This is a genomic window from Anaerospora hongkongensis, assembly GCF_004339805.1.
Taxonomy (GTDB): Bacteria; Bacillota; Negativicutes; order Sporomusales; family DSM-15969; genus Anaerospora; species Anaerospora hongkongensis.
In genome coordinates this window covers 188,924-215,810 of sequence record NZ_SLUI01000008.1, presented here as the reverse complement: position 1 = coordinate 215,810, position 26,887 = coordinate 188,924, and the positions used below count along the sequence as shown (strand labels likewise).

At 47.7% G+C, this 26,887-nt stretch carries 19 protein-coding genes and 6 riboswitches; of the genes, 18 read left to right on the top strand and 1 reads right to left on the bottom strand.

Annotated elements, in window-relative coordinates:
* The first annotated feature begins 99 nt into the window (after positions 1-99).
* The 3 genes from EV210_RS13475 to meaB are packed head-to-tail and all read left to right on the top strand — an operon-like array spanning position 100 to position 5,605.
* The gene (locus tag EV210_RS13475) at positions 100-2,283 is read left to right on the top strand and encodes a methylmalonyl-CoA mutase family protein (protein ID WP_132081434.1); all 2,184 of its coding nucleotides are present in this window, start codon (positions 100-102) and stop codon (positions 2,281-2,283) included.
* A complete protein-coding gene (gene scpA / locus EV210_RS13470) occupies positions 2,283-4,466 on the top strand; it encodes a methylmalonyl-CoA mutase (RefSeq protein WP_132081431.1) in 2,184 nt (727 codons plus the stop codon). Before EV210_RS13475 ends, scpA begins: the two co-directional genes overlap by 1 nt.
* Positions 4,467-4,468: 2 nt before the next feature.
* A complete protein-coding gene (meaB, locus tag EV210_RS13465; protein WP_132081428.1) occupies positions 4,469-5,605 on the top strand; it encodes a methylmalonyl Co-A mutase-associated GTPase MeaB in 1,137 nt (378 codons plus the stop codon).
* A gap of 72 nt (positions 5,606-5,677) precedes the next feature.
* Here meaB and EV210_RS13460 read toward each other — a convergent pair whose 3' ends face one another.
* Positions 5,678-7,411 carry an ABC transporter ATP-binding protein/permease gene (locus EV210_RS13460; RefSeq protein ID WP_165898895.1) on the bottom strand — a complete coding sequence of 578 codons (1,734 nt, stop codon included), beginning with the start codon at positions 7,409-7,411 and terminating at the stop codon, positions 5,678-5,680.
* 143 nt (positions 7,412-7,554) lie between these two features.
* Positions 7,555-7,734: riboswitch (cobalamin riboswitch) on the top strand.
* A 168-nt stretch (positions 7,735-7,902) separates the two neighbouring features.
* On the opposite strand from EV210_RS13460, the gene EV210_RS13455 reads away from it, so the two are divergent.
* From EV210_RS13455 to EV210_RS13385, 15 genes are all read left to right on the top strand, one after another.
* Positions 7,903-8,865, top strand: a complete 963-nt coding sequence (locus EV210_RS13455) for a COG1470 family protein (protein WP_132081422.1) — start codon at positions 7,903-7,905, stop codon at positions 8,863-8,865.
* A complete protein-coding gene (locus EV210_RS13450; protein ID WP_132081419.1) occupies positions 8,865-11,306 on the top strand; it encodes an energy-coupling factor transporter ATPase in 2,442 nt (813 codons plus the stop codon). The genes EV210_RS13455 and EV210_RS13450 overlap by 1 nt, the downstream gene beginning before the upstream one ends.
* Entirely contained in the window at positions 11,218-12,105 is an 888-nt protein-coding gene (locus tag EV210_RS13445) for an energy-coupling factor transporter transmembrane component T family protein (protein WP_132081417.1), read from the top strand. The genes EV210_RS13450 and EV210_RS13445 overlap by 89 nt, the downstream gene beginning before the upstream one ends.
* 5 nt (positions 12,106-12,110) lie before the next feature.
* Positions 12,111-13,529, top strand: a complete 1,419-nt coding sequence (locus tag EV210_RS13440) for an outer membrane protein assembly factor BamB family protein (RefSeq protein WP_132081413.1) — start codon at positions 12,111-12,113, stop codon at positions 13,527-13,529.
* Between the two features lie 77 nt (positions 13,530-13,606).
* Positions 13,607-14,140, top strand: a complete 534-nt coding sequence (gene cobO / locus EV210_RS13435) for a cob(I)yrinic acid a,c-diamide adenosyltransferase (protein ID WP_132081410.1) — start codon at positions 13,607-13,609, stop codon at positions 14,138-14,140.
* Between the two features lie 108 nt (positions 14,141-14,248).
* A riboswitch (cobalamin riboswitch) is annotated at positions 14,249-14,430 on the top strand.
* Between the two features lie 327 nt (positions 14,431-14,757).
* A complete protein-coding gene (locus EV210_RS13430) occupies positions 14,758-15,606 on the top strand; it encodes a sirohydrochlorin cobaltochelatase (RefSeq protein WP_132081407.1) in 849 nt (282 codons plus the stop codon).
* Positions 15,607-15,614: 8 nt separating this feature from the next.
* A riboswitch (cobalamin riboswitch) is annotated at positions 15,615-15,799 on the top strand.
* A 351-nt stretch (positions 15,800-16,150) separates the two neighbouring features.
* Positions 16,151-18,037: a TonB-dependent receptor gene (locus EV210_RS13425; RefSeq protein WP_132081404.1), complete on the top strand. Its 1,887-nt coding sequence runs from the start codon at positions 16,151-16,153 to the stop codon at positions 18,035-18,037.
* A gap of 72 nt (positions 18,038-18,109) precedes the next feature.
* Entirely contained in the window at positions 18,110-19,081 is a 972-nt protein-coding gene (locus tag EV210_RS13420) for an ABC transporter substrate-binding protein (RefSeq protein WP_132081401.1), read from the top strand.
* An 88-nt stretch (positions 19,082-19,169) separates the two neighbouring features.
* Positions 19,170-19,351: riboswitch (cobalamin riboswitch) on the top strand.
* A 125-nt stretch (positions 19,352-19,476) separates the two neighbouring features.
* Positions 19,477-20,289, top strand: a complete 813-nt coding sequence (locus EV210_RS13415) for a nucleotide-binding protein (protein ID WP_132081398.1) — start codon at positions 19,477-19,479, stop codon at positions 20,287-20,289.
* Entirely contained in the window at positions 20,276-21,571 is a 1,296-nt protein-coding gene (locus EV210_RS13410) for a nitrogenase component 1 (protein WP_132081395.1), read from the top strand. Before EV210_RS13415 ends, EV210_RS13410 begins: the two co-directional genes overlap by 14 nt.
* Positions 21,564-22,859 carry a nitrogenase component 1 gene (locus EV210_RS13405; protein WP_132081392.1) on the top strand — a complete coding sequence of 432 codons (1,296 nt, stop codon included), beginning with the start codon at positions 21,564-21,566 and terminating at the stop codon, positions 22,857-22,859. The genes EV210_RS13410 and EV210_RS13405 overlap by 8 nt, the downstream gene beginning before the upstream one ends.
* Positions 22,820-23,824, top strand: coding sequence for a sugar phosphate isomerase/epimerase family protein (locus EV210_RS13400; RefSeq protein ID WP_243650547.1), 1,005 nt, complete (start codon positions 22,820-22,822; stop codon positions 23,822-23,824). Before EV210_RS13405 ends, EV210_RS13400 begins: the two co-directional genes overlap by 40 nt.
* 174 nt (positions 23,825-23,998) lie before the next feature.
* Positions 23,999-24,181: riboswitch (cobalamin riboswitch) on the top strand.
* Between the two features lie 362 nt (positions 24,182-24,543).
* On the top strand, positions 24,544-25,428 hold the full coding sequence (locus EV210_RS13395) for a LysR family transcriptional regulator (RefSeq protein WP_132081389.1): 885 nt from the start codon (positions 24,544-24,546) through the stop codon (positions 25,426-25,428).
* A 96-nt stretch (positions 25,429-25,524) separates the two neighbouring features.
* Positions 25,525-25,706, top strand: a riboswitch (cobalamin riboswitch).
* Between the two features lie 164 nt (positions 25,707-25,870).
* Positions 25,871-26,476 carry a MotA/TolQ/ExbB proton channel family protein gene (locus EV210_RS13390; RefSeq protein WP_132081386.1) on the top strand — a complete coding sequence of 202 codons (606 nt, stop codon included), beginning with the start codon at positions 25,871-25,873 and terminating at the stop codon, positions 26,474-26,476.
* On the top strand, positions 26,476-26,886 hold the full coding sequence (locus EV210_RS13385; RefSeq protein WP_132081383.1) for an ExbD/TolR family protein: 411 nt from the start codon (positions 26,476-26,478) through the stop codon (positions 26,884-26,886). The genes EV210_RS13390 and EV210_RS13385 overlap by 1 nt, the downstream gene beginning before the upstream one ends.
* Position 26,887: the final 1 nt, after the last annotated feature.

The window sequence follows — 26,887 nt, the reverse complement described above, 5'->3', positions numbered from 1 at the left end:
TTATTTCACCCGGTTGGGAAAGGGGGAATGTACCCGGCAAGACAGAAAGCAGCACACTCCAGGAAAAGAATTTAAAATCCGAGAGATGGAAGTGATGTTATGACAAAAGACTCTGTGGAAAACAAGCAGCCGCCTGAGGAAGAAAAGCAGGAACGTTTTTTTGCTGAGTTTCCTTATCCGACGTATGAAGAGTGGCGGGCCGAATCAGAAAAAGCATTAAAGGGTGCAAACTGGGAAAAATCGTTATTGACCAAAACCTATGAAGATATCCAATTGCAGCCGATGTATCGCATGGAAGATATAGAAGGGATTACGCATTGTGATTCCGCCCCTGGAAGCTATCCTTTTGTGAGAGGAACGAGTGCCACTGGATATTTGACAAAACCGTGGGAAATTTGCCAGGAATGCGATGAGCCGTTAGCCAGTGCATTTCGCGATGTCGTTCTGCACGAACTGAATAAGGGCGGCACTGCCGTTAATATCGTACTCGACAAAGCAACTAAACTGGGGCTTGATGTGGATAAAAGTGATGCTGCATTAGTTGGGAAAGGTTTATCCGTATCTACCCTGGAAGATGTTCAACAAGCCTTATCTGGTGTAAATCTGGAGCAGATACCCGTGTTTTTACCTGCCGGACCATCAAGTGTTCAGCTTATTGGCTTACTTATAGCCTTTATGAAAGCGAATGGACAAGACCCGCATCAATTCACCGGCTGCATCGGGGCTGATCCGTTAGCACATTTGGCTGTTGAAGGTAAGCTGCCGGCAAATTTAGCGGTGATTTATGACGAAATGACAGCCGCCGTAGCCTGGGTAGAGAAAAACGGACTGAAGCTGAAGCCTGTCTTAGTACAAGGTCAGCCCTATCACGACAGTGGTGCAAGCGCAGTCCAGGAATTAGCGTTTGTTTTAGCCGCAGGGGTTGAATATTTGCGCAATATAGCGGAACGCGGCATTTCAATTGATACGGCAGCACAGCAAATGTATTTCTCATTTTCTGTTGGCACTAATTTTTTCATGGAAATAGCGAAACTAAGAGCGGCCCGCATGCTTTGGGCTCAGATTGTCGAAGCCTTTGGCGGCAGTGAAGAAGCACAAAAGATGCATATCCACGCTCGCACTTCTGCTTTTACCAAAAGCGTTTATGACCCGTATGTCAATATGCTGCGTACGACAACAGAAGCTTTCTCTGCGGTTGTCGGCGGTGCTGACAGCATGCATGTCGGCTACTTCGATGAAGCAATACGCCCTGCCGATACCTTTTCGCATCGCATTGCCCGCAATAATCAAATTATGCTGCAAAGAGAGTGCAATTTGCTGCAGCCTGTTGATCCGGCAGGCGGATCGTGGTATGTGGAAAAACTCACAAGCACGGTTGCCCAAAAAGCCTGGGAACTGTTTCAGGAAACGGAAGCTGCCGGCGGCATGACCAAAGCACTGGAGCAAGGTATGCCGCAGCAAAAGATAAAAACAGTGGCGAAAAACCGGGCTGATGGTCTTGCCAAGCGCAAGGATGTCATTTTAGGTACGAATATGTATCCTAACCTGCTGGAAAAACCGCTGGAGGTCCGGCCGTTCGACTATCAGGCCTTTATGAAACACCGGGCTACAGAAATAGCCGCTTACCGGGAAGACATTGATGAAGTAGAATGCCAGACGCAACTGGCAAATCTCAAGAAAACAGCCAAGGCTGCTGATTTCACCGGCGGCGCACTGGTAAATACCTTGATTCAAAGTGTGCTGAGCGGGGCTACCCTGGGAGAAATTACTGCCGCATTACGTCCGGCAAGCTCCGCAGAGCTTGCGGTAACACCGCTTGATATTCACCGCGCCGACCGTGAGTATTGCCAATTGCGGAAAAATACCGAAGCCTATGTGGCTCGTACCGGTAAAAATCTGGAGATTTTCTTGGTCAATATGGGGAAAATTCCGCAGCATAAGGCCAGAGCAGATTTCGTCACCGGGTTTTTGGAGGTAGGTGCCTTCAAAATATTGAAAAATGATGGCTTCCCGACTGTGGAAGAAGCGGCTCAAGCCTGCATTGAATCAGGATCTTCTGTTGCAGTAATCTGCTCAACTGATGCTACCTATCCGGAACTGGTACCGCCGCTGGCCAAGATGATTAAAGAGGCTAAGCCGGATATTACCTTATTTTTAGCCGGTTTACCGCCCGAAGATCTGCAGAAAGTATATAAAGAAGCCGGTGTGGATGATTTCATTCATATTCGGGCTAACTGCTATCAAATGCTTTCGAAACTCCAGAAAGAAAGAGGTATACAATAATGGTGGCAAAACCGGATTTTACCAAAATTGCCTGCCGCCAGAGCTTTGCGGCTTCTGATGTAAAGGCCTGGCAACAACAAGCACAGCTGGACAGCGGTAAGTTATTGGATGAACTTGAGTATCGGACTATGGAGCAGATTAATGTAAAACCGCTGTATACAAAGGCAGATCTGGAAGGCTTGGATCATTTGCACTATGTTGCAGGGATACCGCCCTTTCTCAGGGGACCTTATGCCAATATGTATGTGTCCCGCCCCTGGACGGTCCGTCAGTATGCAGGCTTTTCGACGGCAGAAGAAAGTAATGCGTTTTACCGCCGTAACCTGGCAGCCGGGCAAAAAGGCTTGTCCATTGCTTTTGACCTGGCAACTCACCGCGGCTATGATTCCGATCATCCCCGCGTTGTCGGCGACGTAGGCAAGGCAGGCGTAGCCGTCGACTCTATTTTGGATATGGAGATTTTATTCTCCGGCATTCCGCTGGATAAGATGTCCGTTTCCATGACGATGAACGGAGCGGTGCTGCCTGTTCTGGCCTTTTATGTAGTAGCGGCTGAGGAACAGGGTGTAAAGCAGGAGCAGCTTACCGGCACAATTCAAAATGATATCCTGAAAGAATTCATGGTGCGCAATACCTATATCTATCCACCTGAGCCTTCTATCCGGATCATTGCTGATATTTTCTCCTATACTTCGCAGTATATGCCGAAGTTCAACAGCATCAGTATTTCCGGCTATCACATGCAGGAAGCAGGAGCTACTGCGGATATTGAGCTGGGTTACACCCTGGCGGACGGTCTGGAATATATTAAGACCGGTATCAAAGCGGGCATGGACGTAGACGCTTTTGCGCCTCGCTTGTCTTTCTTCTGGGCAATTGGCAAAAACTACTTTATGGAAGTTGCTAAAATGCGCGCCGGACGGCTGTTATGGTCAAAAATTATTAAACAGTTTGATCCGAAAAATACAAAATCAATGGCCTTGCGGACGCACTCACAAACCTCCGGCTGGAGCTTGACCGAGCAAGATCCGTTCAACAATGTGGGACGTACGTGCATGGAAGCAATGGGGGCAGCGCTTGGCCATACCCAGTCGCTGCATACGAATGCTCTCGATGAAGCGATTGCCTTGCCAACTGACTTTTCAGCCCGTATTGCCCGCAATACGCAGCTGTATATTCAGGATGAGACAATGGTCTGCAAAGTCCTTGATCCTTGGGGCGGTTCCTATTATGTAGAAGCCCTGACCAATGAACTGGTTAAGCGGTCCTGGGCACATATTCAGGAAGTGGAAGCGCTGGGCGGTATGGCAAAGGCCATTGACACCGGTTTGCCGAAAATGAGAATTGAAGAAGCGGCAGCCCGTCGTCAGGCGCATATTGACTCCGGTAAAGAAATGATTGTCGGGGTTAACCGGTATCGTCTGGATAAGGAAGATCCGCTGGATATTCTGGAAGTTGACAACACAGCAGTGCGCCTGTCGCAAATCCGGCGGCTGGAGAAGCTGCGCAGCAACCGGGACAACGATCGTGTCCAGCGCTCTTTGGAGGCTATTACCAGATCGATGGAAACCGGCGAAGGCAATCTCCTGGCTCTGGCAATTGAAGCAACCAGAGCGCGGGCAAGCCTGGGCGAGATTTCCGATGCTATCGAAAAAGTTGCCGGACGCCACAAAGCGATCATCCGCTCCATTTCCGGCGTATATAGCAGTGAATTTGCCGAAGAGGAAACAATTAACAAGGTCCGGAGCATGGCTGATAAATTTGAAAGCCTGGAAGGCCGCCGGCCCCGCATCATGATTGCCAAAATGGGACAGGATGGTCATGACCGGGGGGCCAAGGTTATTTCTACAGCCTTTGCGGATATGGGCTTTGACGTGGATATCGGACCGTTGTTCCAAACTCCGGAGGAAACAGCGCAGCAGGCCGTGGATAATGACGTACATATCGTCGGCATGAGTTCGCTTGCCGCCGGTCATAAAACACTGCTGCCTCAACTGGTGGAAGAACTGAAAAAGCTGGGCCGCGAAGACATCATGGTCGTTATTGGCGGCGTTATCCCCGCTCAGGATTACGATTACCTGCGTGAACATGGAGCAGCTGCCATATTTGGGCCAGGCACCATTATTCCGGTAGCCGCTGAGAGAATTTTGGAACAGTTACTGGCTGCACAGGGATCTGTTTAGGCATGAGTGAAAAAAAGAGTGATTGGAAGCCGGAATGGATTCCGCCAGAAGGCGGCGATGCTTTTGCAACGCGCGTCATGGGCGGAATCAGCGGTGGGCATGACGGTATGCCTGGACAGGGGACGATGACGAGCCAGCCTCGAATTGCCCCTGGCCGCCGCCAGCTTACTGTTGAGGAATATGTTCAGGGTATAATCAATGGGGATAGGGTAATTTTGTCGCGGGCCATTACGCTGATTGAAAGCAATCTGCCTGCTCACATGGATACTGCCCAGCAGATACTCATGCAGCTGCTGCCTTATTCGGGAAAATCCATTCGCGTTGGCATAACCGGTGTGCCCGGAGCCGGTAAAAGCACCTTTATTGAGGCTTTAGGCTGCCGGTTGTGTAATGAGGGACACAAGGTGGCTGTGCTGGCTGTCGATCCCAGCAGTACCGTAACAAAAGGCAGCATATTGGGGGATAAAACCCGCATGGAGGAATTGTCCCGCAATCCCCGGGCTTTTATCCGGCCATCCCCGTCCAGCGGCACGCTGGGCGGCGTGACGCGGAAAAGCCGTGAAACGATGCTGATTTGTGAAGGAGCTGGCTATGACGTACTGCTGATTGAAACGGTAGGCGTTGGCCAAAGCGAAGTCACCGTTCGCTCAATGGTTGATTTCTTCCTGCTCTTAATGATCACCGGTGCGGGCGATGACCTGCAGGGAATGAAAAAAGGTGTTGTTGAACTGGCGGACGCCATTGTCATCAATAAAGCCGATGGTGATAATAAGCAGCGGGCCATGATGGCCAAAGTTGATTACGACCGGATTCTGCATTATTTGCGTCCGGCAACTGAGGGCTGGGTAACGAAGAGTCATACCTGCTCAGCGTATACCGGGGAAGGTATTCCAGAGCTGTGGAATGTGATAACTAAATTCCGGCAAGTTACCGGTGAAGCCGGAATTTTTGAACGCCGGCGGCGCACGCAAATGCTCAGCTGGGTTCAATCGATGGTTCAGGAATATTTGCAGTCCCTGTTTTTTACCCATCCGGGAATTCAGCAGCACCGTTCGGCGATTGAACAGGCTGTAACGGAGGGCAAGCTTTCGGCTACTATGGCTGTAAAAGAGCTGATTGGCATATTCGAGAAACGGTAAAATGTAATAAGAATCTCCTGAACGCAGTGTTCAGGAGATTCTTATCTTTAGAAAGCTGTTGCTTCTATAATATTAATGCGTTTGCCTTCGCTGGTGCGGACTTACTTTCTCCAGTGGGGCAATACTCCATTCACCGGAAGGGCAAAGATGGAGATTGTGGGTATGGTAGTCAAAAAGTGTACTCCGATGTCCTACGCTGATCATTGTCAGATGCGGCAGATGCTGTTCCAATAAACGGTATAAACGGCGTTCCGTATGTTGATCCAGATTGGAGGTCGCTTCATCTAAAAACAGCCATTCTGGCCTATTGAGGAGTGCTCTTGCGATGGACAGGCATTGCTGCTGACCGAGCGAGAGATTTTTCCCCCAATCCTCATGATGGTCCAACTTAGTTGTTAACAGAGATAAATGGCAGCTGTCAAGTATTTCCCGTAAATAATCATCGGAAACTGTAGCGGGAGCATGTGGATAGAGCAGTGCATCCCGTAAAGTGGTTGGAGCGATATATGGCTTTTGCGGCAGAAAGAAGATTGCCTGCTGCGGTTTATAGATCGTGCCGGAGAAACAGGGCCACATTCCGGCGATTGTACGCAGCAAGGTGGTTTTGCCACAACCGGAGGGTCCGCTGATTAACAGCTTATCCTGCTGTTTAAGGGTGACAGCCAGGTTATTTACTAATAGATGGTTATTTAGTGAAAATACGGTTACATTGGTTAATTTGAGCTGGTTCTTTGCAGTAGTGGTTATGCTGCCCCGGCGTGCTGCAGTTAGGCTGGCTGATTGCATTTGTGAACTGAAGTGCTGGAGACGGTGGGCTACTGCTTTCCATAAGGCAAATTTGCCAAAGCTGTCGATAATATAAGACAGCGCCGCATGGACAAACCAGTAGGCACCGGATATTTCAAATAGCTGTCCAAGCTGAATTTCATTGTTAAAATAACGGGGAGCAGCTGCCAAAAAGGCAAAAACAATCGACAATTGCGAATAGGCAAAGGAGACGAGATTCACCTTGCGCGTGCAGTGCGAAATAGATAAAAAGTTTTTAACTATTTTATGAAAATGCTTGGCCAGATGGCACTGCTCTGTTTTTTCGCCGCCATAGAAAGCAACGCACTCGTCATATTCGGTTATACGGCCCAGGGCAGAGCGGAATTCCGCTTCGCTTGTCTGCTGAAGGACATTCTGGAAAGCCAGGGATTTGCCGACCCGCATCGTCAGGCAGGTCCCTAGCGAGGAATATAATAAGGCCAGCCACAGCAGGTAACCTGGAATCGGTAAAGTATATTCTGCTGCTGTTACCGTTATTATGCCGGACATCTGCCATAAGATCATGGAAAACACGACTAATGTTACCGATTGCCGCAATAGCCCCACTGATAAATCCAGAGAATTGGTAACAAATAATTTGATATCTTCACTGATCCGCTGCTCGGGATTAATGGGTAAACGCTGTAAATTCAACTGATAATAGGTTTGCTTGTGGAGCCACTGGGAGATGTAGTTGTCCGTCAGCCAGTGGCGCCAGCGTATCTCCAGCAGCATCCGGTAGTAGGACTGATAAGCGGAGATAAAAACCAATATAGCGGAGTAACCAATAAATTGCAGTAAGCTATCCAAAAAACCGGTAAGATTATACTGCAATAAGTGATTGTAAAATCCGGCTTGCCATTTGTTTAACAGCATGTGGAGCAGAACAATGATCACGGACCCGGCGGCGACGATAAATGTAAGTGTCCAGGCGCGCAAGCCGTCATAAGATAACCAATAGGATAGCGCTAATCTGCTTAGCTGCACATGCGTTTGCAAAGTTGAGTCTCCTCTCATGCTGCCGGTTCAGTATGTAATTTATATGGGAAAGACAGAAAAGATATGTTTAAGAGCCTAAAACCGCAGAATATAACAAGAATTGACAGCTGTTGGAATCGATGATATCATAGGCATGAATCAAAACTAAATAATGGGAGAAGGGTGCCCTTCGGGGCTTAATAGGGAAGACCGGTTTAAGGCCGGCGCGGTCCCGCCACTGTAATAGGGAGCAATCCAAGAGATACCACTGAGACAATTGTCTTGGGAAGGTTTGGATAGCGATGAACTAGAGCCAGGAGAACTGCCTTTCTAACAGTCACCATTTGACCCACGAGCGATGGGGAGGGGATTATTCGAGAATCAATCCATCCTGGCTATTTCGTATGCCAGGATTTTTATTTGGATGGATGCTTCTCCCGGAATAGCAGCTCTCCCCAGATATAAGGGGAGAGCCTTTTTATTAAAAAGTAAGTCTAAAGGGGGACAGGCATTTGGAAGCAAGTAAATGGATAAAAATGTTTTTTTTCTGCCTGGTGCTAATGACTGCGGTGTCAGTTAGTGCGGCTGGCAGTGGGCTAAACTTTACCTGCCAGGCTCCCTATTACTTAGGCAAAGTTCGCGATACGGTAACGCCGGGTGAGCGCATTCAAATGCTGTTCAGCGTTGAAAACCGCAGTTCAAAGGAGCAGGTAGCCAAGGTTACAATCACCCTGCCTGCCGGGTTTCAGCCTGAACCGGAATATGAAAACTGGCAAATTGGGCAGCAGGGAACACAGTATGATTTGTACCGCGAAGTTAAACTAGCGGGCGGCTACAGCCAGTGGTTTGATTTAGCTGCCGTACAGGCTGCAGTTTCATTGGAGCCGGGGACTTACTACCTAACGGTGGCAGTGAATGATGAAGTACAGCAAGTGCCGGTAAAAGTGGCTGAGGGAGAAAGGGTAACAACCGATGCGCCGGTAGAGCTGGAAAACATTGTACTGCCTTTGGACAGAGAGGGGAGAATGGATGACCGGCTGGACCGCAATACTCTGGTGCTGCGGGATCGCAGCTGGGACTATTATAAGAATCTGCTTCGGGGCAAAGGAGCCTCTAATCAGGAAGTAGAGGCGATCCATCCCCTTGCTTACCTCGGTCTGGATATAAAAAATCCCGCCCGTCAGCAAAGTCTGGTGCTTACTACCATACGGCTGCTTGATGCCAATACGCAGCAGCCTGTAACCGGGCTGTTTACACCGGGGGCAACCAGTGAAGATCATGAGGCAGGCGCTATGGGAGGACATGAGGATCGGTTAGTGGCTTTAATTGCACTAAATGGCGATATGCGGCAGCGCATTCAACTGCCCGTTTACGCAGATGAACAATTCGTAAGTAGTAGTGGACGCTATTTGCTGCAAGTAGAATTAACGGAGAAAGACAATCTGCTGCTTACCAAGACATCCCAATCACGATAGTGAAAAAGGATTGGGAGGCGGCTGCTGTTGTCGGCACTGCCACGATTGTTTTAGCGGTCGCCTGCCTGGTTGCCTTGCGGCGTCTGCGGCAAGTCCTTAAGGCAATGAAAACTCGCTGGCTGGTGACAATTGCTTTATTTGGGGCGGCGGCATTTGCGGTAGTCAATGTTCCGACAACGCTATTAAATGATTTTTTTCATATTATATTGGGACCTTTTGGTTTTATCGTAACCGGCTTATTTCATGGTGTCTTTTTGTACATGATGATCGTTGCACTGGTTATGCTCATTCCTCAGCCGGGAGTAGTTGCGCTCATGACGATGATCCGCATGCTGCTGGGCATGCTGGCTTTTGGACAAGTGACACCAATTGGCATTTTAGTGTATGGTACGCATGCCTTTCTGCTGGAACTGCTGCTGACTGGCAGCGGTACGTACAAACGGATTCAGTCAGGCCATGCGGTTCAGCGCAGTTCCTGGCAGCTAATGCTGCTGCTGGCAGTGATCTGCGGGCTTGCGGACAGCGCAGCTACGTATATTAACTTACAAGGGATGGCTTTTTTATACCGGTTGTATTATGCAGACTGGTATATTGCACTGATTTTACTATTGAACGGTTTTGCCTATACTGCTGTTGGTGCGGCCTGCGGCACACTGCTGGGCAGCCGGCTGTCCAAAGTGGAGGTGACTAAACGCATGAAGCCAATTATCAGTTTGCATAGCGTAGCTTATACTTATAAGCATCGCCGTCATGCCAGTGTTTCCAACATCAGTCTGGAGATATTTCCGGGGGAATTCGTGCTTTTGACCGGACCGACAGGCTGCGGCAAAAGTACATTGCTGAAAATGTTCAACGGGCTGATTCCGCATGGCAGCGGCGGAATAATGAGCGGCCAAGTCCGGATTGACGGACGTAATACACTGGAATACGGCATTGCGGAATTAAGTCAAACAGTCGGTATGGTATTTCAAAGTCCGGAGGATCAAATTTTTTCAACCACTGTGTTTGACGAAACAGCCTTTATTTTAGAAAATATGGGGATGAATCCTGCAGAGATTACGCTCCGCGTACAGGAAACACTCAAGCTGGTTGGGATGTTTGAGCATCGTGATGCCAGTATTCATGCCTTGTCAGGCGGACAGAAGCAGCGTCTGGCGGTAGCTTCCGTGCTTGCTGCCAGGCCAGCTATCCTTGCGCTCGATGAACCGATTAGTCAGCTCGATCCGCAAGGGGCGGCAGAGCTATTGACCGTACTGCAGCATGTCAACAGGGAATTGGGGATGACTATTGTTATTGTCGAACACCGGCTGCACGAAGTGATGCCCTTGTGTCGCCGCGTTATGATTATGGACCAGGGAATGCTGGTCTGGCAGGGGACGCGAGAGGAAGCGTTTCAATGTCCGGAGCGGTTTGATACGTATGGGCTCAGACTGCCTCAGACAGTTGACATTTGCCGTCATTTGGCAGTCATTGCCCCTTCTTCTCGGGTAGATCACGCTGTGACCGCAATTCAAGAAAAATACCAGGTACCGCAAGAAATCGCACCTGACGCACAGCCGGATAATGCGAGGGTGGCTGAGCCCACGCCGGTTGTTACGGTTGATCAGCTTAGTTTTTACTATGATAAAGCCAGGCCGCCTGTTCTCGCGGATCTTCATCTAACCATTCCTAAAGGCCAGTTTGTGGCATTGATGGGCAATAACGGTGCAGGAAAATCAACATTGCTTCATTTAATTGGCGGTTTGCTGCAGGCTGATAAAGGGACCGTACAAGTATTGGGCCAGCGAGTCCGCTCGGTGATGCCCAGTGTTGGTATGGTCCTGCAAAATCCGGATTTTATGTTGTTTAACAATACGGTAGCGGAAGAGATTTCATTTGTTTTACGGCAAAAAGAGAAACAGGCTGTTTGGCCTGACGAATGTAAAAAACTGGTCCAGCAGCTTGGGCTTACTGGCAGGGAGGATGATTTTCCTTTAGCACTAAGCCGTGGGCAGCGTCTGCGTGTGGCGATAGCAGCAGTATTAGCAGCTCGTCCGGCAGTACTGCTGCTGGATGAGCCGACTACCGGCCAGGATATTGGCCATATTGAAGATATCGTTATGCTGTTAAAGTCCTTTACCGCTCAAGGGGGGGCCGTCGTGTTTTGCACGCATGATGCGGAAGTGGCGGCACGTTTTGCCGATCGAATTGTGGTGCTGTCCGGCGGACAGCTTATGGCAGACGGTCCGGCCAGTACCGTATTTACTGAGCAAGCTGTTTTGCAGACCGCCGGACTTAAACCTCCGGCAGCCCTGCTTGTCGCCCGTGAGCTATACGGAGGAAAAGCGGTGACGGTTAAGGAGGTGGTCAGTTATGTACGACAGAAATGTCTGGGAAGCAACGCCGGGGAACACGCTGCTTCATCGTCTGGATGTCCGTACAAAGCTAATCATTCTGATTAGCTTTGCATTGGCAACATTAACCGTCGATAGTCCGCAGTCCTTATTTGTATTGTTTATTATTACGCTGCTTTTTCATGTTATTAGCCGTTCTTCTATCGCAAGGTGGCGTATACTAGCTGTTTTTGTGCTGCTGGGGATTTGGGGATCTATGGCCAGTCAGGCTTTGTTTTATAACCAGGAACCACGCACCGTAATGGCCTGTCTCCTGTCACCTCAATTTCCTGTTTTGGGTAAAATAACCGGTGGTGTTTTTGTCTATCGCGAAGGCCTGGAGTACGGTGCGGTACAAGCTCTCAGATCCGGTATTATGCTGTCGCTGGGTTTATTGCTCAGCTGGACTTCTGATCCCCGGCAATTGCTTCGCAGTTTTTTGGCGTGGCGAATGCCTTACGAATTGGCGTTTATGGTTATTACCAGCCTGCGTTTTTTGCCGGTCATATTTCAAGAGACGGCAACTGTGTTAACCGCCCAGCGCCTTCGCGGGTTTCAACCTTTTAAAACAGCTGCCCCCCGGCATTTAATTCAAATGGCATTTCAGACCCTGTTTCCTATTTTAGCAAGGACATTACGGCGTGCGGGCACTTTGGCCTCGTCGGTTGAAAGCCGGGGCTTCGGCAGGGAGATACAGCGCTGTTGTCATGATCCGTGGGTGCAATGGGAACGGTGGCTTTGCTGTATTATGGCATTATTAGTGGCAAGCTTAATTGCCTTAAAAATAATGGATATTTTGCAATTTAATGGGATTGTATATGTACCGGCCTGGCGCAGTCTGTATGACATCATGAAGGGTTGGATGTGAGTGGGATGAGAAAGATTACTACGCTGTTGATACTGGGACTGTTTTTAGGCACAGTTGCCGCACTGGGGATTCATGTGTTAGATTCAGAGACCGGTTTAGCCGTATCATCCAAGCAAATAAACCGTCACAGCGGTAAATACGAAAAAGTCGTTGAGGTCTCATTAGGGAAAGTTGAAGCACACAATTACCAGAGAATGGGCTTTACAAAAGGATTTGTTCAGTTTTCACCGGATAACCGGTATTTGGCTGTCGGTACGGAGAATGGGGAAGTAGTAATGCTTACCAATACCGGGAAAACACTATGGCGAAACAATATCGGCTTAGGTAAAATGGCAGCGTTAGCGTTCAGCCAGGACAGCAAGTATTTGCTAATTGGCGAATCAAGTCAGCAAGGCTATTTATTATGCTTTGACGCGGCAAACGGTACGGAAAAGTGGCGGCAGGCGAGCGTTGGCGAATTAGGTGTGGAAATCAAAGATAAAACATATCCGGCGATTGTTGCCATTCGGACGGATGAAGCCGGACGGATTTTTGCTGTCGGACAGCGCTATATCCGCTTTGCCGATGGCCGCAATGAATACCGGGGGCGGATTTATCAATTGGATGAGACCGGCAAGCGTTTGGCAGTTTTTCCCCGCGACCATAATCTGGATGCCTGGGTGAGCTGGGTCAGCGTCGACAGTCAAGGCAAACGGGCAGTATTTGGCACAGCGAATTGGGATGCGATTCAGAATAATCGCTATGCAGACAATATATATTGCCTGGATGAAAACCTGGACAGACTTTGGAGCAGGGTGATTCCACCCGTTTATCCTTACCAAAATACAACTATGCGCAGCAGCCCCGAAATTTCCGCTGATGGAAAATTCGTAGCCGGTATCGTCAGTGACGGCCGGTGCTTTCTGTATGATACAGGAGAAGGACGGGAATTATGGCGGCGCAACCTGAGTGAGCCGCAAAAAATTAGTGGAGTTTATATGAATGCCAATGGAGCGAATGTACAAATTGTGGGGGATCATTTTGTTTTTACAACAGGCAACACCTATAACCGGGCAAACTGGCAATTACCGACACCTGTTGAACATCCCGGCTCGAACAGCATGTTTGTATTTGATTTGCGGGGGCAATTGGTCAACCGTCAGCGTTTTGGCGGTATGATTGAGCAAATTGCCGTGAGTAAGCAGCAGGCTGCGCTTGCTGTAGGCCGGAATGTCCGCACAAAAGACACTGGAGTTCACGGCTTGTATATTACTTCGCTGCCGGATGCCCAAACAATTGATTATATTGCAACTGACGGCCCCTGTGTCGGCTCGGCGATCAGCCCGGACGGGCGGTATGCCGCGGCTGTTGAAGCGCCGTTGCAGCTTGATGATGGGCGGGTTATCGGCGAATACAAACTGATCCTGGTTAAAAGCAGGAATTGAGACGGTCAAAATGGAATTTATCTTAAGAACAATACGGTTATTCTTGCGTCGAGAAGTCAATTATGGAAGGTGAGTTTATGGCAGAGAAACAAGGCTTGATCCTTGTGAATACAGGCAATGGTAAAGGGAAAACCACAGCTGCGCTGGGGCTGGCAATGCGGGCCTGGGGACAGGGATTAAAAGTTCTGGTTGTGCAGTTTATTAAAGGGAATTGGAAATACGGCGAGCTGGAAGCGGCGAGACGAATGGGGCCCGACTTTGTAATCAGGCAAATGGGCGAGGGGTTTGTTCAACACTGCACGGAGAATGAGCGCCCCAATCATGAACTGGCCGCGGCAGAAGCGCTGCATACAGCGAAAGAGGAAATCGCCGCACAAAAATGGGATATGATTATCTTGGATGAAATTAATTATGCGGTTAAATTTGGGTTAGTAGCTGTTGACGATGTACTGAGCTTGCTGGAGGAAAAACCTGCAGCTCTGCATGTGGTGCTCACTGGCCGGGATGCTCATCCGCAAATTGTTGATAAAGCCGATTTGGTTACCGAAATGAAAGAAATAAAGCATCATCACAAAAAAGGAATCAAGGCTCAAAAAGGAATTGAGTTTTAATTTATATGTTATGACCTGAAAGTTTGCATAATATTGATAAAAAAGTAAAATATTAAAAAAGTAGTTTGACAGGCTTGGGGATCAATGGTATCATAAATATGAACGAAAATTAAATATTACGAAATAGGTGCCCGACAGGGCTTAATAGGGAAGTCCGGTGTAACACCGGCGCGGTCCCGCCACTGTAATAGGGAGCAAACCCAATCAATGCCACTGAGATTTTAATCTTGGGAAGGCTTGGGTAAGCGTTGAACTAGAGCCAGGAGAACTGCCTATTTAACAGTCACCGTTATACCCACGAGCGATGGGGAGGGGATTATTCGAGCAATCGATTCCTTCCTGGCTATATTTGTATGCCAGGTTTTTATTTGGATTGATCACTCTTATAAACATGACCTTCCTGTGTTCTGTGCGGGAAGGTCTTTCTTTTGTCGAAAAGTTTCCTCACTTTAGGTTTTGGTGAGGACGTTAGCCATAAATGTCATGTTGTCTTCTTTCAGCGTTACGCCTGGGAAACGTTTCGCTGTCCCCCTTTTTAGGGGGTCTTATTTTTCTAAAACATCTTTTACATATATTGTAATTTCCTTGTAGTTGTAGCAATAGGAGGAGTAATGTATATGCATAATACAGCTAAGAAAAAAGCGATACTGGTAGTAAGTTTTGGGTCTACTTACGAAGAAACAAGGAAAAAAAATATCGAAAGCACGGAAAACAAAATTCGCAGTGCATTTCCCGGCTATGATGTATTCCGGGCCTTTACGTCCCGCATGGTAATCCGCAGGCTGGCAGAACGCGACGGTCTACAGGTTGATACGGAAAAGCAGGCCCTTGAGCGCCTGCAGGCGGCCGGTTACCAGGAAGTTTATGTGCAGCCGCTGCATATCGTTGCTGGTGAAGAGTATGATAAAGTAAAAAGAATAGTCGCTGCTTACGCACATGCGAAGGAAAAAGCGTTTGAGAGAATCGCAATTGGACGGCCTTTGTTGTATTACATGGGCCAGGAAGAACAGCCGGATGATTATCTTGCTGTTATTGAGGCAGTAAAAAGTCAGCTTGGCAAGCCGGATAACAGTGAGGCCCTTGTATTTATGGGACATGGCGGAGTGCACCCTGCCAATGCCGCTTATGCCGTTTTGCAAATGAAATTGGAGCAAGCTGGTTTTGCCCATTCCTACGTATACACGGTGGAAGGCTTTCCTTCCTTCGAAAGTGTGCGCGAAAAGCTGCAAAAGCAGAAGGTGCGTAAAGTGAAACTTATGCCATTCATGCTGGTTGCGGGTGATCATGCCAATAATGACATGGCTGGTGATGAGCCCGATTCAGCAAAATCGCAGCTGCTGGCAGCTGGTTTTGAAGTAGAGACGCAATTAACCGGATTAGGTGAGAACGCTGCAATTCAGGAACTATATGTACAGCATTTAAAAGATGCTATTGCGCATCCGGGACATAAATGTCATCAAAAATAAAACAAGAATTTCATAAAATGGAAGCAGGTGCCCATAAGGGCTTAATAGGGAAGACCGGTGTAATACCGGCGCGGTCCCGCCGCTGTAAGAGGGAGCAAACCCCTAATAAATACCACTGGGACAATTGTCTTGGGAAGGTTTGGGGTAAGCAATGAACTTAAGCCAGAAGAACTGCCTGTTTAACAATCACCGTTGTACCCACGAGCGATGGGGAGGGGATTTGTGCTGTTAGATTCTTCTTTGCAGCGCGAATTTACGTCTCTCTGTCTGTGGACAGAGAGATTTTTATTTTTATAAAACCGGGGTAGAGACTGGTTTACGGCTTACACTGGTCCTTTTTGCAAAAGGAGTGGGGAGCCAGTTAAAGCCTTTTAATAAATCTTATGTGTAGGCAAGGAGGAGTTTATCAAGCAAGACGACAGTGCTGTACAGCTGGAATGTCCCTCTCTCTTTTGAATGAGGGGACATTTTTTGTGTGTACATAAAAGAAACCATGTAGCAAGGATGCAATCGTAAAAGTAAGACAAGCAGGGAGAATGGTAATATGAATAACACGTTAAGCAAAATGATCTGTACAGCGCTAGCTGTCGGCTTTGTGGCAGCGCCGAGCGTATTTGCGGAAGAAGCCCCGGAATTCAGTCTTGATAAGATAGTGGTAACCGCACTACGTGCAGAAACGAAGGACCTGGATACTCCGGCCAGCGTTACGGTTAAAACAGGCGAAGAATTAAAGGCGACCGGAGCAACAACCGTAATCGATGCGCTTCAGTTTATTGAAGGAATTAATATTTACTCACAAAATCCATATGGCCAGTCCGCCGGACGTATGAGCAGCGAGTTAGTCATTCGCGGTGCAAAGAAAGGCACGTTGATTATGGTTAATGGTGCACCGATGAACATGAACGGTTTGTTTCAACTTGATAATGTATTATTGGAAAATGTTGAAAGAGTAGAAGTTGTCCGAGGTGCTGGATCGGTAATGTACGGCAGTGAGGCTTTTGGCGGAGTTATTAACATTATTACTAAGACCCAGGTAAGCAATTCTTTTTCCACTTCAGTTGGCAGCTATGGTAAGCAAAATCATAACTTAAGCTTACAACTAGGAAAAATGGCTTTTAGCGGTAGTATTTCTGAGGCTGGCGAAGGTAAAAAAATAACTGAAACGAAAACGTCATATACTGATTTTACCGGTGGCGAAAAAATTAGCCTTACTGGTGCCTATAGGTTTGACGATAAACTTGTTATGACTTATACGCATAGTCAAGATGACATGGATAAAGAGACCAGATTGAAAAGTAATAATACTTTATCCAAGCTGTATAATGATAAGGAAAGTGCAGACCGTATCACCTTTCAATATAAGGACGGGACATTAAAGGCAAATTTATATGGTACCTTTAGGGAACTGGATTATTATACAAGGACGGGGACCGGTGGCGTTGATACTGACAAAACTTTGAATACAAATTTACGGACAGCTAAATATGGTCTGGATACTAATAAATCCTGGGGAACAGACGAACAGAGCTACTTGGCAGGGTTTACAATAGAAAATGAAAAATACAAACAAACTAAGCTAAAAACAACAACACCTAGTATCTCTACAGTAGGACCTTTTGACCGTACGGTAATGTCTTTGTACACGCAGGCAACTCATTCTTTTGACGACTCACGTAAATTAATCATTGGTTTACGCGGTCAAACTGCTAAAGTTGAAGATAATCAAACTTATAATCAACTTTTACCTCAAATTCAATATAATGAAAAAGTTGGAGAAACCAGTTCATGGTTCGTCAATATAGGAAAAGCATTTCGCCTACCGACCTTAACGGAGCTTTATGCAGGAGATACGGAAAGATTTAAATCTAATTTAAATTTAGAGCCCGAGAGTGGATGGACATATGAGACTGGTTGGAAAAAAACAACTGATAATGGTATGTTAAAGACGACTCTTTTTGTAATGGATTTTAAAAATCATATTGATACAGATTCAACTTCGACTTTTCAGAACTTTGATTCTTTCCAAAATCAAGGGATCGAAGTAAGCTGGGAACAAAAATTATCAGATAAGTATAGCTTTGTTGTAGGCGGTGCTTATGGAAATCCAAAACAAAAGCAAAGTGCATTAAAAGCTTGGGAGCGAGCTTATAGCCGTATTCAGGGAAGCTTAATGTTGCGTTATACCCAAGATAAAGTGACGGCTAATTTATCCGCTAACTATACAGCTGATAGAGCCAATAATGCACCAGAAGCATTTCCGGTTAGTCTTAGGGTTAATTACCAAATAAGCCCAGATACGGCGATATTTACGACTATGAGAAATGTATTAAACCGGCATGATGTAACTACAGAAAGTAATCCTTCCGCTATGGCTGGACATTACTATGCTGCGCCACGAACCTTTGAAATCGGCGTAAAACATTCTTTCTAAACCAATATCAAAAAAATGCCGGATAGCAGTTATATCCGGCATTTTTACCTATTTAAATATGGAGGACGTAAAATGCAACTGGTAAGCTGCCTCAAACTAGGATTACTCGCATTATTGGCACTTGTTTTTAGCCTTACCGGCTGTGCCTCGCAGCCCGTTCAGCAGGCAAAAGCACCTTCGTCAGTCTATCTTACCATTCAGGATGACGCCGGACGCCAGGTTGTTCTGCCGAAAAAGCCGGAGCGTATAGTGCCTTTGGCGGTCAGCTATGTGGACTTATTGTATGCTGTTGGCGGCAAAGCGGTTGGTAAACCAAGTGCCAGAATAGGCAACCTGCCTCCAGAGGCTCAGGCCTTACCGGAAGTCGGACATCTGGCCAATATTAATGCCGAGCAGGTAGTCGCCTTACAGCCAGATCTGGTCATCGGCTATCAAGGCTTGCATGAGAAGCTGATCCCTATTTTAGAAAGCAGCAATATTCCGTTTATCATTGTGCGAATGAAAACATATGAGGACGTAATGGCAAAGACCAAACTGTTTGGCGATATTGCCGGTACACCGGAAGCCGCTCATATAGTTGCCGCCAACATAGACGGGCGTATTAAAGCTGTAACAGATATGCTGCCGTCAGTTTCCAAACAGGTTGTTATTCTTCATGCAACAGCCAGCAGTGTGTCTGTTCACCTGGAGAGCAGTATTGCCGGAAATGCGGCAAGCATGCTTTCCTTACAAAATATTGCGGCGGGCAGTACCGCTAAGGCGGATGATCCGGATGCAACGCCATATAGTATGGAAAAATTAGTAGAAGGCAATCCCGATGTTATCCTGATTACCTTTATGGGGGCTATGCCCGAAATCAGGAAACGCCTGCAGGCAGATATGCAAAGCAATCCTGCCTGGAATGGTCTGAAAGCGGTGCAGAATAAGCAGGTTTTCTTCTTACCGATGGAACTGTTTTTATTAAATCCCGGTATACATTTTGATGAAGCGGTAGCTTACCTGTCCAGGGTTGTCTATCCGGAAATATACGGTGAGGTTCAGTAAGGCTGTTTTCCGTTGTTGGAATACTGCGTCAATATCGTTGACGTGAAGCAGCGTTGTCTGTTAGACTGGTTGTAGTACATAGTGGGAATCAAATATTGCGGAGTTAGGTGCCCTTCGGGGCTTAATAGGGAAGTCCGGTGCAATGCCGGCGCGGTCCCGCCACTGTAATGGGGAGCAAACCCAAGTAATACCACTGAGACGGCTGTCTTGGGAAGGTTTGGGTAAGCGATGAGCCAGAGTCAGGAGAACTGCCTAGCTGACAGTCACCGTGTTACCTGCGAGCGATGGGGAGGGGGCTATGAGAGCAGTTCAAAATGAATTTGAATAGATCTTGTATGACCCTTTCTGCCTGCGCGTGGAAAGGGTCATTTTATTTTTAAACTGAGGTTGCCGAAATGAAGAAAATTGCTTTTTACGGAAAAGGCGGCATTGGAAAGTCGACGACTGCAGCCAATGTATCTGCCGCGCTGGCTGAAATGGGTTATCCCGTCTGCCAAATAGGGTGTGATCCCAAAAATGATTCGACGCGGCTGCTTTTAGGGAGAACCTGCAGGCAAACCGTGCTCGATATGGTGAAAGAATTCGGTGAGGCGGTGTCAATAGAGCAAGTTGTGCATTCCGGCTTTGGCGGCGTCAAATGCGTAGAGGCTGGCGGACCTGAGCCGGGCGTAGGCTGTGCAGGGCGCGGGATTATCGTCGCTTTGGAGAAATTAAACGAGCTTCAGGCTGTCAGTGAAGACGATACAGTACTGTATGATGTACTGGGCGATGTGGTTTGCGGCGGTTTTGCTGTGCCGATCAGAGAAGGGTATGCAACGGATATTTACATTGTTTCTTCCGGTGAACTGATGTCCCTGTATGCGGCAAACAATATTGCGAAGGGTATTGCCCGGTTTGCCGGCAGGGGAAAAGTGCGGCTAGGCGGGATTATCGGTAATAGCCGTAACATTGTGAAGGAGCGGGAACTATTAACTGAGTTTGCCGGAAAGCTTAATACCCGCCTTGTTGCGTTTATTCCCCGTGAACGAATGGTCCATCAGGCGGAAATACGGCGCCAAACAGTGATCGAATGGGCGCCGCAGTCAGAGCAAGCCCAGGTTTACCGTATACTAGCTGATTACATCTGTAAGAATCAAGAGCTTACCATACCTACGCCAATAACATTTACCGAGCTAGAGGAGTTGGTGCTTACTTATGGTGATGAGTAAACGGTCGCGAAAAAGAGAAAAAAGCGGCTGCAGCTGCAGTATGCCCGGTGTGTGGCAGGCAGTTGCTCATAATGAAGGGGCCGCGGTCATCTTTCACAGTCCCAAAGCCTGCGGGCATGTTTCTCATGATATGGAATTGTCTATGCATTACCGGGCTCTGGCACGGCAGCAATTTCGGCCTAAGCTATACACGGCTCCGCTGGTCAGCAGCAACTTAGCGGAGCAGCATTCCATTTTTGGCGGTACGGATCAATTGCGGGCGTGTATTGAGTATGTTGCTGTGACGTATAAGCCTTTGTATATTGTGATAGCTAATTCGTGTGTAGCAGGTGTAATCGGTGACGATACAGAGGCTGTGGCAATTCAGGCGGAGCAGGAACTGGGCTTGCCGATTCTGGTAGTAGCCAGCCATGGGTTCCTGGATGGCGATTATTACAGTGGCTTTTACCAGGCCGGCAAGGCATTAGCAGAACGGTTTCTTGCACCGTTGGCTAAGGCGGAACACACGGTAACACTGCTGGGGGATCATGGTGGGCCTGACGGCAAGGATGCCCGGGAAATGAACCAATTGCTGCAGCTTTTCGGGCTGCAGGTGCAACGGCAGTTTCCGGTGTATTCCACATTGGCTGATATAAAGCAAATCGCTTCGTCCGAACTCTGTATATTGCTGGGCGGCTCAAGACAAGCATTTCCTAAACTTAGACAACTGGCAGGCGATTTATACAGGCAGGTGGGTGTTCCTTTTTTTGATTCCGACTATCCTGTTGGTTTGGCGGGAACAAAAAACTGGCTGACAAAGCTGGGGGTCTATCTACAAAAAGAAGCCGAAGCTGCTGCCGCAATAAAGACACAGGAAGAACGACTGGAGGAGCATATCGCCTTTTACCGGCGAAAGATGAAAAACAAGCGCTGTGTAGTATGCATTGGCCGGCCATTAGCCTATTTTCAGCCTGAATGGATACTGGAATTGATTGCATTGACAGAAAACAAGCCGGTGGGAATTATCCTGCTCGACGGATTAACAGGTGAACAAAGTGCAGAGATGCAGCAGGAAGTGGCTGCGTTGACCAAAGCACCTATTTACAGCCCGCATGAAGGCAATGCGATATTGGCTGACGCAGATCTGATTCTGACTACCCATGAAATGACGGATTGGTCGAAAAGACAGATTTTTCTTCCTTTGCTGCCGCCTGTCGGTGTAGCGGGAATGATTGATGTAATGCACAAAATGGTACGGTTGGTCGAGCGGTTTGGTACGAGAGGCGGTATACTGTATGTCTGACAAGACGTGGTCCAATGTATGCACAGAGGCCAACACCTGCGGCCTGACGGGGGCTGCTGCTTTTTTCGCGGGCATTCCTGATGCGGTTATTGTAACTAATGGACCGCTGTGGTGCTATTTTTACGCTTTGCGGTATTTAGAAAAACCATGTACTGAACTGGGCAGCCGGTTTTACTGCACGCAAGCGGAAAACCATGCAGTTGTCTATGGTACGGAGGAAAGCTTGCTGAAAACGCTGGAGCAAATAAGGCAGAACTGCCAGCCATCAGTGATTTTAATCGAAAATAGCTGTGCGATCGGGTTAATTGGCGATGATATAGAAGGGATTGCCAGGCAGGCAGCTATGCCCTGCCCGGTAGTTTGTATTGACAGCGGCGGTTTAAAAGGCGGTTTCTGGGAAGGATACCGGGCTGCAGCCAAAAGCTATTTTACTGCCATGCCTCTTAAGCCGCGCAGGATGGCGCTGCCCTGGACAATTAACCTCATAGGCTGTACTGTCGGTTATTATAACAGTGAAAATGATTTACGCGAGTTAAAACGGCTGTTGTCATTAGCTGGTTATCAGGTACTGGCCTGCCCGGGGGCAGGCAGCAGTACGGCAGAGATAGCCTGCATGGCGCAGGCAGAATTAAATATTGTTGTTCATGAGGAACTGGGGCTCGAACTGGCTCAATTTCTGCAACAGGTATATGGTACGCCGTATGTTTCTCTGCTGCCTCCTTATGGCATGGAAGGAACTGTGACCTGGTTAAAACGGATTGGGGAGATCATGTGGCTGGAAGAAGGCCGTATGCAGCCTGTTTGGCAGGAGGTACAGGAATTAGAACAAAAAATCCGCGTAGCGACGCTTGATGCCCAACGGGTTTGGGGTGATTTGTGGTTTGAAAGCACGCTGGTTGCCGCCCCGGCCTCAGTTGCCTTGGCTGTAGCGCAGGCAGTGCGCTCAGAATGGGCTGACACCGGTCCTGTAACGGTTCTTTCGCACAGCGGCAGCTGTGCCTGTCAGCCACCGGCAGGAATTGATCAGGTTTTAGATGGCGGCTGTCTGGGGGCAGGTATTAGCAAACAGCTGGAGCTGCTGCCGGGCGGGCTGCTGTTGGCAAGCAGTAATGAGAAAGCACTGCTGCAGAAAGCGGGAATAACCGATGTGATTTTTCAACCTATTGCACTTCCTGTGTATGACGAAATTAATCTTAGTGATCGCCCGCTTTTAGGGCTGCGTGGCGCCTGTCATATGCTGGAACAGCTATGGAATCAATATATTCACTTGTGTCAGCGGTGGAGGTGAGCGAACAGTTGCTGGAGCTTGTCAATTTATCGAACTATACATCGGATACGGAAATGATTCATAATAGTCCGGAATGCTTAGAGGCATTTTTGAATTACCATCACCTCGATGGTCTGGAAATGATGTTTTGTGCTCCTTGGGACCGACAGATGCATCGAAGGGAATGGATACAGGGAGTCCATCTGCGGTTTTGGCCAAACTGGCTGGATTTTTGGCGGGGAAATAAAAAGGCTTTGCTTCGTGAATTTGGGAATGAAGCTGCGATTGCTGCCTATTATGGTGGAGCAACGCGAGAAGCCTGGCTTGAGGTTTACAGGGATAATATCCGCACATCAGTCCAGGCAGGGGCTAAGTACCTGGTCTATCACGTCAGTCATGCACGTCTGTCCGAACTATATAACTGGAAGTTCAGTGCAACCGATAAGGACGTAATTGAGGCGACAATTGAGGTTGTCAATGAGCTTACCGATTTGATACCCGATAATGTGGCGCTGTTATTTGAAAATTTGTGGTGGCCCGGTCTTACACTGGCTGACAGTAAGCTGACGGCTCAACTGCTGGACAATGTGCAGCATGCTAATGTGGGGCTTATGCTGGATACGGGACATTTAATGAATACAAATGCTGCGCTCAGGACTCAGGAAGAAGGAGTCGCGTTTATTCTGCAGGTTTTAGCCCGATTGGGCAGTTATAAAAGCTATGTGAAGGGACTTCATCTTCACTATTCGTTATCAGGCGAATATATTAGCAAAACAAGAAATACCGAGTCTCCGGACTTAGCCATTGATCAAATCATGAATCATGTGATGAAAATTGATCAGCATTTGCCCTTCAGCACTCCTGAAGTGCAGCGTATTATAAAGGAAGTACAGCCGGATTATTTGGTGCACGAATTTCTAAATACTTCGATGGACGGCTGGGTACAGAAGCTATTGTGCCAACAGCAGGCCCTAAAGAACTTATAGCTGCCTTGCGGCCCATTCACACCTATATGGAATGCGTCTTAATCCAGGGAAAAACTAATAAACACAATTGTTGAAGTAACTCTGGAAGCAGAGAATTATCACTAAAATATTCAAGAAAGGTTGACAATCTATCAGAGGAGATGCTATTCTAAGCTTGATCCTTCTACTAGGATGTAATTTCATAACGAGGTAGGTGCCCTACGGGGCTTAATAGGGAAGACCGGTTTGAGGCCGGCGCGGTCCCGCCACTGTAATGGGGAGCAGACTCAAGATAATGCCACTGGGATGTAGGTCCTGGGAAGGTTTGGGCGAGCAAGGATCCAGAGCCAGGAGAACTGCCTATCTAACAGTCACCGTTTGACCCACGAGCGATGGGAAGGGGATTATGCGAGCAATTAATCTTTTCCGGTTAGTTATACTGCCGGAGCTTATTCAGGTTGATCTCTCTTGTAATGCTTACCCTTCCTGTAGAACTCAGGGAGGGTTATTTTAGTGCCGGACTTTTCTGAATATTTTTGCTGAAGGAGAAGGTAGGCATACTGCAGGTCTACAACTGAATAGGGCACCAATCGCTGTTGACCCGCGAGCGATGGGAGGGGGATTATTTGAGCAATCGAGCTGCCCGGTTTTCACCGGAGCTTTTTCAGCTTGATTTCTCCAGTAAGGCAAACCCTTCCCGTAAAACTCAAGGGATTGTTTAAATGAGGAGAGGACTCAGTATGGAACTCAGGCATTTGAAGTATTTTCAAGTCGTAAGCCAGTTAAGCAGTTTGACGAAAGCAGCTGAAGTGCTGCATCTCACCCAGCCGTCACTGACGGTTGCGATGCAAAAATTGGAAGAGGAGTTAAAAGTACCCTTATTTGACCGTAGCCAAAGAAGCTTAAGTCTGACCCTTGAAGGTAATTTATTTTTACAGCATGTCAATGATATTTTACGTCGTGTCAATGATTCTGTTTCTGAAATGCAGGATTACCGTACGATGCAAACAGGAACAATTAAAGTGGGCATTCCACCCATGATCGGCGTATTTTTATTTCCTCATATCTTTAGTAAATTCCGCAGCTTATATCCCAATTTTGAACTGACGATTGTTGAGCAGGGAACACTTTCCATTTTACGTCTGCTGGAACAAGGCAAGCTGGATATTGGTTTTGGGGTTCTCTTTGATCATCAGTCGGCGGCAATGGAGACGCTTCCTGTCGTACAGCGGCAAATCGTCGTATGTTTACCGCATGAGCATTCTTTGCAGGTTTTGCCGCAAATACCAATTACGGCGCTCCGCGAAGAGCCGTTTATTCTGCTGCAGGAAGATACATACAACCGGCAGATCATTATGGAAGAATGCAAAAGGCATCATTTTTCACCGAAAGTATTGTTTTCCACGCGGCAGGTGCAAACAATCATTAATTTAGTTGAACAAGGGATTGGACTTTCTTTTTTAATGGATATAGTGGCGCAAAAACAAACGAATATTAGCAGCCGCCCACTGGAAAGTCCACTTAATATTCAAACCGGCCTTGTTTGGCGAAGAGATAAATATTTATCGAATGCGTTAAAAGCCTTCATCGACTTCATAAAAGATTCATTTCCGGCAGAAAAATAGCCTATTGGCTAATAGTCGAATTTAAAAGAAATTTGACAAATCTCAATCAATAATGCTATTATCATAAGGAAATACACTGGAAATGAAGATGTGACAATTTCATGAAGCGAAGTAGGTGCCCTGCGGGGCTTAATAGGGAAGACCGGTGCAAAGCCGGCGCGGTCCCGCCACTGTAATGGGGAGCAAGCCTAAGTTATACCACTGAGACGATCGTCTTGGGAAGGTTTAGGTGCGCAATGATCTAAAGCCAGGAGAACTGCCTATTTAACAATCACCGTCATACCCACGAGCGATGGGAAGGGGATTATGAGAGCAGTTTAATTTAAAATTTCTCTGTTAACTAAACCTTCCTGGACTGATCAGGAAGGTTTTTGTGTTTTTTGCCGGATGTGTCGCTTATATCCGGCATTTCCAGTTTGTACATAAGAGAGGAGAATCGTTGATGAGTGCTGTTGAATTGTTTTTTAAGGGTGGACTGGTCATGTATCCGTTGTTACTATGTTCGTTGTTTGTAGTTGCTATAGCAGTGGAACGCTTTCGCTATTACCGCAGTGCCGATACGGATTTGGAGAAACTGCTCGCTGCTTTACAGCCAAAATTGCAGACTAAGGACTGGATGGGCGCTGAGGCGGTTTGTAGAAGCGCCAAAGGTGCGGTAGCACAGGTTTTGCTTGCAGGCTTATCACGAATCAAGACCAGCCATAAGCTGGAGAGCGTGCTGGAAAATGCCGCACAGCTGGAATCTGCAAACCTTCGCAGAAATCTTGGTTATCTGGATACGATCGTTACACTGGCGCCGCTGCTTGGACTGCTGGGAACCGTTGTTGGCATGATACAGTCTTTCAGTGTATTTAATCTTAAGTCCGGCCAGCCGATGGCGATTACCGGCGGGGTTGGGGAAGCGCTTGTTGCAACTGCGGCAGGATTGTGTGTTGCGGTACTGGCGCTGCTTGTCCATAGCTTTTACAGTCACCGGCTGGATGCAGTAGTAACCGATATGGAACAGGCCTGCAGTGTCTTTCTCAACAATGTGGCAGGTGATGAATAATGAAGCTGCGCAGTGCCCGGCTGGAGCGGTCTCCCAAACTGATGATTATCCCGATGATTGATATTATCTTTTTCCTGCTGGTATTTTTTATGATGAGCACGCTGTATATGGTGGAACAAAAGTCGATCCCGGTTAATTTACCACAAGCTGCAGCGGCACAGACCGATATGGAAAAACCAATTACTGTGACGATTACCGAACAAGGCAGAATCCTTGTCGATCAGGAAGAATTACAGGTAGAGGTATTGGCTAAGCGAATGCAGATCGAGCTGGCGCGAAAAGCGGATTTAGCGGTAATTCTGCGGGCTGACCGACACACGGAGCACGGCCGGGTTGTGGCTGTACTTGACGAGTTGAAACAGGCGGGTATTCGCAGGATTGCTATTGCCACAGAAGCTAAGGCCAGGTGAG